We start from the raw sequence: 15,503 nt of genomic DNA, 5'->3' as shown, positions 1-15,503 counted from the left end.
CCGACCGCCTGGTTCGTAGCCAAGTACTCTATCCAGCTGAGCTACGCGCGCACTGTGCTTTGTTACCGCTGCATTATCCCAAATTAAGATAATTAAATCAATAAGAAAGCGTTCACAATATCCATAAAAAAATAATGGCGGTGAAGGAGGGATTCGAACCCTCGATACGGGATAAACCGTATACTCCCTTAGCAGGGGAGCGCCTTCAGCCTCTCGGCCACCTCACCATGTTGTGGAGGCACATATTACTGTTAGCCCAAAATAAGTCAAACACTTTATTGCTAAAAACCAATACTCGCCGCACGAATGAACACTAAGTAAACAATGCGATAATTAATGCAACGTGACCACAGAAACATTCACCTTATAAAACAGATAACGCACTCAAAGATGAACAAAAAAACATCGTCTTTAGGCTCTATTTAATCACGATTTACAAGATATTTCTTTTTCTACAGGCACAAAAAAGGCCAGGATAATTATCCTGGCCTCCTTTGAATCAGTAGTTACCAGTACTCGGAGTACCAGCTTCTTTTTCTGCTTGAATTCGCATGTATATTTCTTCACGGTGAACAGATACTTCTTTAGGTGCGTTAACACCAATACGTACCTGATTTCCTTTAACACCAAGAACAGTAACAGTTACTTCGTCACCGATCATTAGAGTTTCACCTACACGACGTGTTAAAATTAGCATTCGAGTGCTCCTTGAGTAATCTCAGTCTTATAAGAATTTAACGTTTTATCCAATAAAATTCACAATTTCGTAAATAGCCGTGGCTCAAGAAACAGCAAGATGCGATAGATTACCGAAACTCGGATTATCGACCACAAATTTTTCATGGATTAAATCAACAGCTGTAAGATGATCATCTTCATTAATCAATAAAGATAAACATTTCTTATCACCCTGATATGTATACACTGTAATGCCAGCCTCTTGCAGCACCTTTTGAATTGACTCCAAATGTTGCTGAATATCCTTTCCAATCAAGGAAAGTATAGAGACCATACCAATATGGCGCATTTTGTTATCAAACACTAGTCTTAAACGCGCTAAATCATCATTAGAAATGACGATTTGTGATATGTCATCACTAGAATTAGTTGATAAATTCCAAGCTGTCAAACCATATAAGTCCAACTGCTCATTAAGAACAGTTGCTGGTAGTGTAATGTTAACTAAAACCTGCTGCCTTTGGAGCGCAACGCCAATGATATTTTGATTACTCATTACATCAAAGTTCACTAACGTTCCCTGCCCTTCCTCAAAGGAAGAAAGAACCCGTAATGGAACGCGATGTTGGCATGCATACTCTACAGACTGTAATTGTAGCACTTTTGCCCCTAAGCGCGCCATGCAAGTCATGTAATCAAAATGAATAACGTCTAAACGAGCTGCACTTGGTACAATTCTTGGGTCAGTAGAATACACTCCGTCAACATCTGTAAAAATTTGACATTCATCTGCATTAAGCGCACTAGCAATAGCAACCGCAGTGGTATCTGACCCGCCACGTCCCAAGGTTGTGATATTGCCATCAATATCACGCCCTTGGAAACCGGCCACGACAACAATGTTGTCTTGGCCTAGTAATGTGGTCATATTCTGGGTTTCAACCTCATGGATAGTGGCATTATTAAAGTTGCTATCGGTATGGATAACAACTTGATCCGCCGTCAATGAGGTCGCACTATAGCCTCGTTTATTCAACGCCATAGCTAATAAAGCAATTGATACTTGTTCACCCGTAGCAAGTAGAACATCTAGCTCACGCGGTGTCGGAATCGCATTAATTTGCTTAGCTAAGCCCAATAGTCGATTAGTTTCACCGGCCATTGCAGACAATACAACAACTACTTGGTGGCCACACTGACGAGCTTTTACTACTCGCTCAGCAACGGCTTCTATTCGTTCAATGCTACCAACAGATGTACCACCAAATTTTTGCACTAATAGTGCCACATTACCTCTCCAGTGATTACAGTTTGTCAGCTAGCCATGGTGTAACAGTCTCTAATGCCGCAGGCAATGCTGCAGCGTCAGTACCACCAGCTTGTGCCATATCAGGACGACCGCCGCCCTTACCGCCAACTTGTAATGCAACCAAATTAACTAACTCACCAGCTTTGACTTTGCCAATTAAATCTTTAGTAACACCAGCAATTAAGCCAACTTTACCTTCGCTAACATTACCTAATAACACCACACCGCTACCTAGTTGATTTTTTAACTCATCAACCATGCCACGTAATGCTTTGTTATCAGCGCCGTCAAGTTTTGCAATTAACACTTTAATGCCATTAATTTCTTGCGCTTTATTGATCAAGCTTGCGCCTTCTTGCGCCGCTAACTTGTCTTTTAGTTGCTGAATTTCTTTTTCTAGTTGTTTGCTGTGTGATACTAAGGCATCCACTTTACTAACAACAGACGCCACGTCAGATTTCACTAAACGTGCAGTTTTCGCAAGCATCATGTCTTCAGTGTGCATTGCCGCAATTGCGCCTGCGCCAGTTACCGCTTCAATACGGCGAATACCCGCAGCGATACCACTTTCAGATAAGATCTTAAACAGGCCAATATCACCAGTACGGTTAGCGTGAACCCCACCACAAAGCTCCGTTGAGAAATTACCCATGCTCAGTACACGTACCTCGTCATCGTATTTCTCACCAAACAATGCCATCGCGCCTTTTGCTTTCGCAGCATCAATGTCCATGATGTTGGTATCAATGCTATGGTTAGCACGAATTTGTTCGTTAACCATATTCTCAACAGCACGTAATTGTTCAGGTTTAACTGCTTCTAGGTTTGAGAAGTCAAAACGGAGGCTATCCGCTTTTACTAATGAACCTTTTTGAGCAACATGATCACCTAAAATAGTACGCAATGCTGCATGCATTAAGTGCGTTGCTGAGTGGTTAAGGCTAATCGCTTGGCGACGCTCAGAGTCAACAGCAGCAGTCAATGATTGACCCACTGTTAATGAACCTTCAACTAATTGACCTTTATGACCTGTTGCAGCACCAAATTTTTGCGTATCAGCAACGTTGAACACCACACTTTCAGCCGTTAATAAACCGCTATCACCACACTGGCCGCCTGATTCTGCATAAAATGGTGTATTTGATAATACAACCAATGCATCTTCGCCAGCATTAATGGTGTCAACAGCATTACCATCGCGGTATAGCGCAACAATCACACCTTCGCCATCCGTCGCGCTGTAACCACAGAACGTCGTTTCAGCATCAACTTTGATAGTATCATTATAGTCAACACCAAAGTTACCCGCATCACGAGCACGTTGACGTTGAGCTGCCATTGCGGTTTCAAAACCGTCTTCGTCGATTGAGAAGCCACGCTCACGAGCAACGTCGTTAGTTAAATCCGCAGGGAAACCATAGGTATCATAAAGTTTAAATACCGTTTCACCGTCGAGTACATTACCGTCGATGTTATCTAATGCTTCATTAAGAATAGTTAGACCACGATCAAGCGTACGGCTGAAGTTATCTTCTTCAATCTTTAATACTTTTTCTACTAGCTCTTGTTGTGCTTTTAGCTCAACACCCGCAGTACCCATGATCTCAGCCAATGGGCCAACAAGTTTGTAGAAGAATACGCCCTGTGCACCTAGCTTGTTACCGTGACGCACTGCTCGACGAATAATACGGCGTAATACATAACCACGGCCTTCATTTGATGGCATTACACCGTCAGCAATAAGGAAAGCACAAGAACGAATATGGTCAGCAACAACGCGTAGTGATTGATTAGACAAGTCGTCATAGCCAATAACTGCTGCAGCTTCTTTAATTAATGTTTGGAAGATATCGATTTCGTAGTTTGAGTGTACACCCTGCATAATTGCAGCAATACGCTCAATACCCATACCTGTATCAACAGAAGGCTTAGGTAGCGGTTCCATTGTACCGTCAGCTTGACGGTTGAACTGCATAAATACGTTATTCCAGATCTCGATGAAACGGTCACCATCTTCTTCTGGTGTACCTGGACGACCACCCCAAATGTGATCGCCATGATCGTAGAAAATTTCAGTACAAGGACCACAAGGGCCAGTGTCGCCCATTTGCCAGAAGTTATCTGAAGCAAAAGGTGCACCTTTGTTGTCACCAATACGTACGATGCGATCTGCTGGAATACCAATTTCTTTATTCCAGATTTCAAACGCTTCATCATCACTTTCATAGATAGTAACAACAAGACGATCTTCAGGGAGCTTTAGCTCTTTGGTTAAAAATTCCCACGCATAACCAATTGCATCATGCTTGAAGTAATCACCGAAGCTGAAGTTACCTAACATTTCAAAGAAAGTATGATGACGGGCTGTAAAGCCTACATTTTCAAGGTCGTTGTGTTTACCACCCGCACGTACACAACGCTGAGCGCTTGTCGCACGTGTGTAGTTACGCTTTTCAAGACCTAGAAATGTATCTTTAAACTGGTTCATACCTGCATTAGTGAATAACAACGTTGGGTCATTCGCAGGTACAAGAGACGAGCTTTCCACGATCTGGTGGCCTTTGCTCTCGAAAAATGCAAGATACGCGCGGCGAATCTCATCAGTGCTCATGTACATTGGCAAATCCTGAATTAATGCTTGGAATAGAAAGACAGAAAAACGCCTCATGACGAATTTCTTCGATAACCGTTCAGCCCTCAAACCACAGGAACAATGAACAATCACCATCTAATAATAAAACTAAGATAAATTTTTTGGGGGCTATTGTAAAACAACGGTAGCTATTACGGGAAATGATATGTGCCGAAATGTATCAAATAATCCCCATTGAAACACCGTCTCGATATTGTTCCCGCATGTAAACTATTCATTTACCCTATGAGCTAACACCTATAATGGCGATAAATTAAGCATTATCGTCATTGTCATTCCATGCAGCATCGATGTTTTAAAAAAGTGAATGCATTAATATTATTTATTAATTTCTTTTTCTGACAGCCCTTGTACTGAATGCAATAGCGATGCCACGATAGAATCACTATCGATACTTTCGCCATTTAATAACCGTGCCAGAATATCACTCGCAAACTGTTGCGGTGAAATCACAATGTCAGGATTAACACTTTTCACTTTATTTATATTCTTACTTTCGTTAACCAGTGCCACTGTTCGTGCGGAACTGGCCAATTCAATCGCTGATAACACAATAAATGCATTGTCAGCATCGTCATCACTCAATGCCAGTACAGCTTTGGCATTCATCACTCCAGCTTGAGTTAAAATAGTACCGTCGCTGTAATCGCCAACAACTACATCTAACCCTTCCAGCTGATCTTTAGCAACTTGCTGAATTCGAGGCGAAACAATTACAGTTATAGGTTGCTTACGTTCTGTTAATTGTTTGATGGTATTCACAGCTAGGCTGGATAAACCACAAATTATAAAATGATTAGTACGATCCATTTTTTTACTATTACCTTTAACAAGTCGTTCAAAACCACTATGAACGACAGGGCCTAACACTGACGTTGCCGAGGTGGCAAAGACGGTAATACCAGACACAATAACTGAAATAGTAAATAATCGTGCTGGCTCAGAAACAGGGACTATATCGCCATATCCCACCGTAGACATGGTTTCTATCGCATAATAAAACGCAGTCAATAAACTGGTGATCTTGGGATTAAACCCATCGCCAAAATACAATGCGCCATAGGTCGATGTTAATAAAAGAGTGATCACACTGATTAACGCAAAGATACTACCGGCAGCAACACTGCTTTTAGAAAAATATTTGCGCACCATAAATAATAAAATTAATGAGGCAATACCGTAATGAATATTATGTGTTTGCTGTGGATGAATATGATTTGTATAAAAAATATTGATCAGCATTAGAGTAAAACTGATCATCCATGATATTCGCGCTCTAAAAAACAGACCTATCGAACTCATAACGATAAAAACCCCCAACATAAAGTAAGGCGCATTGATCAAAAAGCTCGCATTTATCTGCTCATAATCTCGAACGTTAAACAACGTCAATAAATCAATCGGTAATCCGTAAATCGTATGAAAAATAAGCCCACTATTACCTAAAACAAACAAAGCCACAAAAATATGGCGCAGCGTGTAAAGCCACTTAGTAAACCGTCGAATAATATTCCCAATCCAACGTATAAACGACACGTGTTCTTTCATTACAAATACGCCTACCTACTAAACGTGAGGACTCAATTCAATGACCAATAAATATAACGCTAACTATTTACTTGGCATATTAAAGCAGAAAACACGCTAAATTTGTCAATTAAATTAGCGTCTATGAATACCATTACAACTTAAATTGAGCCCATAAAAAAACCCAGCACAATGGCTGGGTTTCTATCGGCGTATTATATATAGATACGCTAAATAATCGTTTGATTAAAAAACGTCACCGTCTTTATCATCAATTACTTCAACATCTGTTTTCTCTGTTTCAGCAACAACAGGCGTTAACAACAAATCACGTAATTTCTTTTCAATCTCTGTTGCAATTTCAGGGTTTTCAACAAGGTACTTGCAAGAATTGGCTTTACCTTGACCGATTTTATTGCCTTGGTAACTATACCAAGCACCTGCTTTTTCAACTAATTTATGCTTAACGCCCAGGTCAATTAATTCACCATTACGGTTAAAGCCTTGGCCATATAAAATCTGAGTTTCAGCTTGCTTAAACGGCGCTGCAATTTTGTTCTTAACAACTTTAATACGGGTTTCGTTACCCACAACTTCATCACCATCTTTAATTGCACCAGTACGGCGAATATCAAGACGAACAGAAGCGTAGAACTTCAATGCATTACCACCAGTCGTCGTTTCTGGATTACCAAACATTACACCAATCTTCATGCGAATTTGGTTGATGAAGATACACATGCAGTTAGATTGTTTAAGATTACCGGTTAATTTACGCATTGCTTGCGATAACATACGTGCTTGCAGACCCATATGTGAATCACCCATTTCACCTTCAATTTCAGCTTTTGGTGTAAGAGCTGCTACGGAGTCAACAACGATTAAGTCAACCGCACCTGAACGAGCTAGTGCATCAACGATTTCTAATGCTTGCTCACCAGTATCGGGTTGAGAAACAAGAAGTTGGTTAATATCAACACCCAGTTTTTCCGCATAAATTGGATCGAGTGCGTGTTCAGCATCAATAAATGCACACGTCTTACCTGCTTTTTGAGCGGCTGCAATGGTTTCTAAAGTTAAGGTTGTTTTACCTGAAGATTCTGGGCCGTAGATTTCTACGATACGTCCCATTGGTAGACCACCAGCACCAAGTGCAATATCAAGTGATAATGAACCGGTTGAAACAGTTTCGATATCCATAGTACGGTTATCGCCCAATTTCATAATTGAACCTTTACCGAACTGCTTCTCAATCTGGCCTAACGCTGCGGCAAGAGCCTTTTGCTTGTTATCGTCCATTCGACTCTCCAACGGATGCTAAAATAAAGTAACTAAACTGAGTATGAGACTTAGTATACTGTCTATTCATACAGTGTCTAGTTCTGGTTTACTTTTTTTTATTAAATACAATTTTTTAAGGATAAGATCACAAATCCATCATTTTATTGATGCGACAAATCAGGCCAGATAATGCTTCAGCTATCGCTTGTTGTCTCACCTGTTGGCGCGAACCATTAAATAAACAGCATCGTGTTTGTTGCCAGCCAGTTGCATCCGCCCAAGCAAACCATACTGTTCCCACAGGCTTATCTTCACTGCCACCATCAGGGCCTGCAATACCACTAATTGCGACACTAATATCAGCACGTGACGCAGCTAAGGCGCCACAAGCCATTTCAAACACAACCGCCTCACTTACCGCACCAAATTCTGTCAGAGCTTGCTCGCTTACATTCAGCATTTGCTTCTTCGCTTCATTACTATAAGTAATAAAAGCGCGATTAAACCATGCTGAACTTCCTGGGATATCGGTAATAGCAAATGAAACTCCACCACCAGTACAAGACTCTGCAGTAGTGGCCACCCACTGTTTAGCTGTTAATACTTCACCAAGTTCATAAGCCAACTGTTCAATATTTACCATTAATGCCTCCAAACTGGTTTCTATTTATTGTCTTTTAATACGTTGATGTATATCAGCTAACTTTACGCTTGTTCAATACCATTGCAAAGATGATAAAAAAAGTTCAATGGCTACTTTGACCGATCCGTTGATTCACGTATCCTTAGACTCTATTATTTTATTGGTCGAGCTACCTTCAGTGGCCGACGTTGAACCAGCAAGAGTAGACAATATCGTGACGATAAAAGGCTTAGAAAAACATACTCCTATGATGCAGCAGTTCCTTCGAATCAAAGCTGAAAACCCTGATATTTTATTGTTCTACCGTATGGGTGACTTCTATGAGATGTTTTTTGATGATGCCAAACGAGCTTCACAATTACTTGATATCTCGCTGACAAAACGTGGTGCGACCAACGGTGAACCGATTCCGATGGCGGGTATTCCTCACCATGCAGCTGAAGGCTATCTGGCTAAATTAGTTCAGCAAGGGGTGTCTGTTGCTATCTGTGAGCAGATCGGCGATCCCGCTACCAGCAAAGGCCCAGTTGAACGTAAAGTTGTGCGTATCATCACTCCAGGTACGGTTAGTGATGAGGCGCTGCTTAATGAACGTCGCGATAATTTAATTGCGGCAATCTACACTGCCAATAATAAATTTGGCTATGCAACGCTTGATATTACCTCTGGCCGTTTCATGTTAACTGAACCTACGACTGAAGAAGAAATGCAGGCAGAACTGCAACGAACCAGTCCGGCGGAATTACTCTACCCTGAAGATTTTACTTATTTACATTTAGTTGAATCGTTTAAAGGTAAGCGTCGTCGCCCTATTTGGGAATTTGAACTTGAAACTGCGCGCCAGCAACTAACCTTACAATTTGGTACTCGAGACTTAGTCGGCTTTGGGGTTGAAAAAGCCAACCTTGGCTTATGTGCTGCTGGCTGTTTGATGCAATATGTCAAAGATACTCAACGTACTGCGCTACCTCATATTCGTGCAATCACTCTTGATACCCAAGATCATGCGGTTATTTTAGATGCCGCGACACGACGTAATTTAGAATTAACCCAAAATTTAGCTGGCGGCTTTGATAACACCCTAGCATCGGTATTGGATCATACCGCGACCCCAATGGGCAGCCGCTTATTAAAGCGCTGGCTTCACCAACCAATTCGCGATCAACACCAACTGAATGGCCGCTTAAATGCCATTGAAGCGTTTAAAGATAGCGGCATGTTTGTAGATACCGCCATCGTATTACGTCATATGGGCGATCTAGAACGTATTCTCGCACGACTAGCGTTACGTTCAGCACGCCCGCGTGATTTAGCCCGCATGCGTACCGCGATGCAATATTTGCCAGAACTAGCGCAATTATTAGCTGAAATGTCCCAAGATCGAATTGCAGAATTAGCCCAGAATGCTGCGCCAATGGATGATCTGTGCCAATTACTTGAACACGCTATTATTGAAAATCCGCCCGTGATTATTCGTGATGGTGGCGTGCTCGCACCAGGATATAATGCTGAACTCGATGAATGGCGAGATTTAGCCGATGGCGCTAAACAATACTTAACCGATCTTGAAAACCGCGAACGTGATCGCTACGATATTGATAGTTTAAAAGTGGGCTTTAATCAGGTTCACGGTTTCTTTATTCAGGTCAGTCGTGGTCAAAGCCACTTAGTTCCAGATCACTATATTCGTCGCCAGACCCTAAAAAATGCTGAACGCTATATTATTCCTGAATTAAAAGAGCACGAAGATAAAGTACTAAATTCAAAATCAAAAGCATTAGCACTTGAGAAAAAGCTGTGGGATGAACTATTTGATCAACTGTTACCACATTTAGAACGATTACAGTTAGCAGCAAGTGCCTTATCTGAATTAGATGTATTAGCAAACTTAGCTGAACGTGCTGATAGTTTAAATTACTGCCGCCCACAATTGACCACCACCACAGGCATTAATATTACTGCGGGTCGTCACCCGGTAGTAGAACAAGTATTAAGCGAACCGTTTATCGCTAACCCAATCGCGTTACACCAAGATCGTCGCATGTTGATCATTACCGGTCCAAACATGGGCGGTAAATCAACTTACATGCGTCAAACTGCACTGATTGCATTAATGGCTCATGTCGGTTCATTTGTCCCTGCGGAAGCGGTTACTATCGGCCCACTTGATCGTATCTTTACCCGTATTGGCGCATCAGATGATCTTGCATCTGGCCGTTCAACCTTTATGGTTGAAATGACAGAAACAGCCAATATTCTCCATAATGCGACCAAACACAGTTTAGTGTTAATGGATGAAATTGGCCGTGGCACCAGTACCTATGATGGTTTATCTCTTGCGTGGGCCAGTGCGGAATGGTTAGCGGATAAAATTGCGGCAATGACATTGTTTGCCACTCACTATTTTGAGCTGACAGAATTACCATCCTTGTTATCAGGCTTGGCGAATGTCCACCTTGATGCGGTTGAGCATGGCGACAATATTGCATTTATGCATAGCGTCCAAGACGGTGCCGCCAGTAAATCTTATGGTTTAGCTGTGGCTAGCCTTGCAGGCGTACCGAAAGCGGTAATCAAACGTGCCAAAATAAAGTTAAAGCAATTAGAAGCACTGGGGCATCAAAAAGCCCAACGGTCAACCATAATTGAGGGACAAGAACATCAGTTAAGTTTGATTCCAGAGCCAAGTGAAGTCGAAGAAGCATTAACCAACGTTAATCCTGACGAACTAACACCGCGCCAAGCATTAGATGAACTCTATCGTCTAAAAGCGCTATTACGCTAATTTAAAATAATAATAAGTTAAGAAAACGACATCAAAAAAGGACGCAAAAGCGTCCTTTTTTATGATTCTAATGAGTATTATTCGCGTAAAAATGTGCATAAAAAGACCGCTAATATTAATACTCACAGCCGTGTTGTACTACTATCTCATAATTGCAGATTATGACTAACCATGAGATATATTAATGAAGCCTCTTGGTTAAACTTCTTGATTAAAAAGAGACTCAATACTTAACCCTTGGTGGATTAACATATCACGTAAACGACGTAACCCCTCAACCTGAATCTGACGTACTCGCTCGCGCGTTAAGCCAATTTCACGACCAACATCTTCTAATGTCGATGCTTCATAACCTAATAAACCAAATCGGCGCGCTAATACTTCACGTTGTTTCGGGTTAAGATCTTGTAGCCAATGGACGATCGAATTTTTAATATCGTCATCTTGAGTGGAGGTTTCAGGACTACCACCTTTTTCATCAGGGATAATATCCAGCAAAGCTTTTTCAGAATCACCACCGATAGGATTGTCCACCGAACTCACTCGCTCATTAAGACGCAGCATGCGGTTAACATCATCGACAGATTTTTCAAGTTGCTGTGCAATATCTTCAGCCGTTGGCTCATGATCAAGCTTTTGTGCTAATCCACGTGCAGTACGTAAATAAACATTAAGCTCTTTTACAACATGAATCGGTAAGCGAATAGTGCGGGTTTGATTCATGATCGCCCGTTCAATGGTTTGACGGATCCACCATGTTGCGTAAGTTGAAAAACGGAAACCACGTTCCGGGTCAAACTTTTCGACCGCACGAATAAGGCCTAAATTCCCCTCTTCAACCAGATCAAGTAACGCTAACCCGCGGTTACTATAACGACGCGATATTTTTACGACTAACCGAAGATTACTTTCAATCATCCGTTTACGAGCGACTTCATCACCCCGCAGTGCACGACGGGCATACAACACTTCTTCTTCAGAAGTGAGCAAAGGAGAATATCCAATTTCACCAAGATAAAGTTGGGTTGCATCAAGTGCTTTAGTACTTGTCTCATATTTGGAGTTATCAGCATCTTCTTCTATCAATGCTGATACATCAGAATTATTATCTGTTGTCACCACTAAACTATTAAGTTCAGTACTGTCATCTACTGTCAATGATTCAAGTTTTTTGGCTGTGCTGCTTCTACTCATAGCGCCTCCCAAATGGCGAGTTAAAGACATTACAACTTCATGATGTTATCTCTAATTTGTACGTTTCTCTCTATTTTTATTATGGTGTGCTACTTAGGAAGAAAGCGCATTGGATCGACAGACTTGCCTTTATAGCGAATTTCAAAGTGCAATCTAACGCTTGATGCACCAGAACTCCCCATTGTTGCGATTTCCTGGCCAGCTTTAACTGATTGTTGTTCTTTGACTAATATTTTATCGTTGTGCGCATAAGCACTGAGGTAATCTTCACTATGCTTAATAATGACTAAGTTACCGTATCCTCGTAGTGCATCACCTGCATACACGACTTTACCTGCTGAGGTTGCTCGAATTGGAGTACCACGAGCAGCGGTAATATCGATACCTTTATTGCCATTATCTGCATTTGAGAATCCAGCAATCACCTTCCCTTTCACTGGCCAAGCCCAACCAGAACTTGAAACATGTGCAGTGGGTTTAGTTACCACGGGCTTAGTTGTTACAGGTTTGTTAACTTTTGTTTTTCCAGAGTACTCTTTTGCTTTAGGCTTAGCAACTGGTTTGTTGGTTGTTTTTTGTACTGATGGTTTTGATACTACTGTTTTTGTTGTTGAAGATTCAGCCAATGGGGTTATAGCAACTCTCTTTGATGGGGTTGGTGCTGTGATATGACGATCCGAGGTTGGGATCGCTAATTTTTGTCCTGGATAAATAGTATAGGGATAAGGTAAACGGTTCAGCTTTACGATATCTTTAACATCGCGTCCTGCCATATAAGAGATAAAATACAACGTATCTCCTTTCTGAACAGTGTAATAGCGGCCATGAAAGCTACCACGTTGCAATTGTGAATAATCTTTACCAAGATTTGAAACAGGCGCAGGCGTATGACTACTACATGCAGATAGCAGCATTACACAGGTTGCTGCCAGCAAAGAAGGTTGAATTATTTTTTTTATCATACGCTCACTACTCATGGTTACGCCAAATCTCCAGCCACTAACGGCACAAATTTAACAGGTTCGATATCCGTTTCAATAAACTGATCGCCGTTGCGAACAATCAATCTTAACACTTGTTCTGAATAACCTACGGGTAATATTAATCGGCCGCCATCAGCAAGTTGGGTTAAGAGGCTCTGGGGAACCTCACTTGGCGCAGCGGTCACAATAATAGCATCAAATGGGCCTTTACTTTCCCAGCCCTGCCATCCATCACCATGCTTGGTTGAAATATTATACAATTCTAATTGTTTAAAACGTCGTTTTGCTTGCCATTGCAGACCTTTAATTCGCTCAACAGAGTAAACATGATCGGCTAATTGTGCTAATACTGACGCTTGATAACCTGATCCTGTACCAATCTCTAGCACTGAAGATTGCGCTGTCAACGCTAATAGCGACGTCATCTTTGCAACAATATAAGGCTGCGAAATCGTCTGACCACTCCCTATCGGTAACGCATTATTTTCATAAGCCTGATAAGAAAATGCTTCATCAATAAAAAACTCTCTCGGTATTGCAGCAATCGCACGCAACACTCGTTGATCAGTAATACCACGAGCCATTAATAATGCAATTAAGTTATCAACTTGCCTCTGATAACGCATAGTTATCGGATCTCCACCGTATGCATCCAGCTTTTTAGCCCGGCTATTGCATCATGCGCAGTCAGGTCGACTTGCAACGGAGTAATTGAAATTTCCCCGTGTTCTATCGCAAAAAAATCAGTGCCTTCTGCTGCATCTTGGGTATCACCAGGAGGACCTAACCAATATAAGGGATTACCCCGAGGATCAGTTTTCTTTATCATGTTGACCGCTCGATGGCGCGCACCTAAACGGGTTATCTTCCACCCTTTTAGTTGTTCAAAAGGTACATCAGGCACATTAACATTAAGAATTTTATGCACTCCAACTAAGGGCTGCATAACCATCTTTTCAATTAATATTTTAACAACTTGAGCGGCAGTTTCAAAATGGGTCTCACCCACTAATGATACCGCAATCGCAGGCACACCTAAAAAATAGCCTTCTGTTGCCGCGGCAACGGTACCCGAATACAGTACATCATCACCTAAATTTGCACCGTGATTAATGCCAGTGACCACAATGTCAGGGCGAATATCTAACCATTCAGTAAGTGCAAAATGGACACAGTCAACGGGTGTTCCTTGCACGGCAACCTTATTATCACTTTGCTGACGAATACGTAATGGGTAATCAATGGTTAACGAATTAGAGGCTCCTGAACGATTACGATCAGGAGCTACCACCGTTACTTCACCAAGATCACTAAGGACCTTGGCTAACGTATTTATACCTTCAGCAAAAATACCGTCATCATTGCTGATCAGTATTCTCATCACTCATACCTTCTGATTCTAGTGGCATGATTAACTCACGCACGACCGACGTCGCAAAACTACCAGCAGGTAAAGCAAAAGAAAGAATCACACCATTATCATCAAACTGCCATTGCATATCCTGAGGCAATAATAACAATGGACGACGATCATGACGCATACGATTATCACGAACCAATGCCACCAGTGTAGGCTCTTGTTCAACAATCGCTAATTCAAATGCTTGTGCATCTGCTGTTGTAGGTAATGCATTATCACCCAGTAATGGCCCTGTAATTGCCAGCTCACCGTTAATTACTTGTTGCTGCAATTCAGGTGTAATGGTTTCTGCAATAAAAGTACGATCATCACCCGCGGCTTGCAAGCAATCACCCATCATGATTTCACGAGTAAGATTTTGCTCAATACGCGCTGATAATACTTGGTTAAACATCCAAGAACGAGCTGCTGATAAATAAAAACTGCGTTTGCTCTTATCACGAACGCGGAATTCATTATTACCCCAAGCACGTGCTTTAATGACGTTATTGCCACCATAACCAAAACGTTGTTGACCAAAATAGTTAGCGACACCTTGTTGTTTAACCAACTCTAAACGCTCAGCCAACGCTTGTGGTTGATCTAAATCGGTTAAACGTAATTGGAACCAGTTACCTTGCAGATCACCTGGACGCAATTTTTTATCATGACGTGTCGTTTCAAGAATTTCAATACCTGGATGTTCAACTTCAAACTGGGTTAAATCAGGATCGGCTTTTCCTGGTAAATGAACGCTAATCCATTGTTCGGTCACTGCATGGCGATCTTTAAGACCAGCCCAACTCACATCACGCGATTTCACACCACAGGCTTTGGCTAATTCATTCACTACATATTTAGTATTTTCGCCCGTTTTGCGAATTTTAACCATTAAGTGCTCGCCAGTACCACTAAAGGTAAAACCTAACTGCTCGTTAACGATAAAATCTTGTGGGTTTGCCTTAATATTTCCTTGGCAAGTTGGCTGCTCATGAAGCCACTTAAAACAATCCATTACGTTTGCAGAGGTGTTATTTGTCGACATGATGTC

General features: G+C 41.6%; 12 protein-coding genes and 1 tRNA gene. 1 reads left to right on the top strand and 12 read right to left on the bottom strand.

What is annotated here, in order from left to right; all coding sequences use genetic code 11:
- Positions 1-135: 135 nt before the first annotated feature.
- The 7 genes from Q0V26_RS06575 to pncC form a co-directional block, all read right to left on the bottom strand.
- Positions 136-227 (bottom strand) — tRNA-Ser (locus tag Q0V26_RS06575).
- 272 nt (positions 228-499) lie between these two features.
- Entirely contained in the window at positions 500-697 is a 198-nt protein-coding gene (gene csrA / locus Q0V26_RS06570; RefSeq protein WP_036793345.1) for a carbon storage regulator CsrA, read from the bottom strand.
- Positions 698-781: 84 nt separating this feature from the next.
- Positions 782-1,966, bottom strand: a complete 1,185-nt coding sequence (locus tag Q0V26_RS06565; protein ID WP_297479534.1) for an aspartate kinase — start codon at positions 1,964-1,966, stop codon at positions 782-784.
- Positions 1,967-1,982: 16 nt separating this feature from the next.
- Positions 1,983-4,604, bottom strand: a complete 2,622-nt coding sequence (gene alaS, locus Q0V26_RS06560) for an alanine--tRNA ligase (RefSeq protein ID WP_297479570.1) — start codon at positions 4,602-4,604, stop codon at positions 1,983-1,985.
- Between the two features lie 354 nt (positions 4,605-4,958).
- Positions 4,959-6,188 carry a voltage-gated potassium channel protein gene (gene kch / locus Q0V26_RS06555; protein ID WP_297479531.1) on the bottom strand — a complete coding sequence of 410 codons (1,230 nt, stop codon included), beginning with the start codon at positions 6,186-6,188 and terminating at the stop codon, positions 4,959-4,961.
- A gap of 225 nt (positions 6,189-6,413) precedes the next feature.
- The gene (gene recA / locus Q0V26_RS06550) at positions 6,414-7,466 is read right to left on the bottom strand and encodes a recombinase RecA (RefSeq protein ID WP_297479529.1); all 1,053 of its coding nucleotides are present in this window, start codon (positions 7,464-7,466) and stop codon (positions 6,414-6,416) included.
- Between the two features lie 127 nt (positions 7,467-7,593).
- On the bottom strand, positions 7,594-8,091 hold the full coding sequence (gene pncC, locus Q0V26_RS06545; protein ID WP_297479526.1) for a nicotinamide-nucleotide amidase: 498 nt from the start codon (positions 8,089-8,091) through the stop codon (positions 7,594-7,596).
- Between the two features lie 214 nt (positions 8,092-8,305).
- Here pncC and mutS point away from each other — a divergent pair, with 214 nt between their 5' ends.
- Positions 8,306-10,876, top strand: coding sequence for a DNA mismatch repair protein MutS (gene mutS / locus Q0V26_RS06540; RefSeq protein WP_297479566.1), 2,571 nt, complete (start codon positions 8,306-8,308; stop codon positions 10,874-10,876).
- A gap of 198 nt (positions 10,877-11,074) precedes the next feature.
- On the opposite strand, the gene rpoS is transcribed toward mutS, so the two are convergent.
- The 5 genes from rpoS to truD form a co-directional block, all read right to left on the bottom strand.
- Positions 11,075-12,070 carry an RNA polymerase sigma factor RpoS gene (gene rpoS / locus Q0V26_RS06535; protein ID WP_297479524.1) on the bottom strand — a complete coding sequence of 332 codons (996 nt, stop codon included), beginning with the start codon at positions 12,068-12,070 and terminating at the stop codon, positions 11,075-11,077.
- Between the two features lie 89 nt (positions 12,071-12,159).
- Positions 12,160-13,032, bottom strand: coding sequence for a peptidoglycan DD-metalloendopeptidase family protein (locus Q0V26_RS06530; RefSeq protein ID WP_297479521.1), 873 nt, complete (start codon positions 13,030-13,032; stop codon positions 12,160-12,162).
- 17 nt (positions 13,033-13,049) lie between these two features.
- Positions 13,050-13,679, bottom strand: coding sequence for a protein-L-isoaspartate(D-aspartate) O-methyltransferase (locus tag Q0V26_RS06525; RefSeq protein ID WP_297479519.1), 630 nt, complete (start codon positions 13,677-13,679; stop codon positions 13,050-13,052).
- 2 nt (positions 13,680-13,681) lie between these two features.
- Positions 13,682-14,434 (bottom strand): 5'/3'-nucleotidase SurE, encoded by a 753-nt coding sequence (gene surE / locus Q0V26_RS06520; protein WP_297479516.1) that lies wholly within the window; start codon positions 14,432-14,434, stop codon positions 13,682-13,684.
- Positions 14,412-15,467 carry a tRNA pseudouridine(13) synthase TruD gene (gene truD / locus Q0V26_RS06515; protein ID WP_297479563.1) on the bottom strand — a complete coding sequence of 352 codons (1,056 nt, stop codon included), beginning with the start codon at positions 15,465-15,467 and terminating at the stop codon, positions 14,412-14,414. The genes surE and truD overlap by 23 nt, the downstream gene beginning before the upstream one ends.
- Positions 15,468-15,503 lie beyond the last annotated feature (36 nt).

Origin of the sequence: uncultured Photobacterium sp., from assembly GCF_947039875.1 — a bacterium.
GTDB lineage: Bacteria > Pseudomonadota > Gammaproteobacteria > Enterobacterales > Vibrionaceae > Photobacterium.
This window is presented reverse-complemented; position numbering and strand designations above follow the sequence as displayed.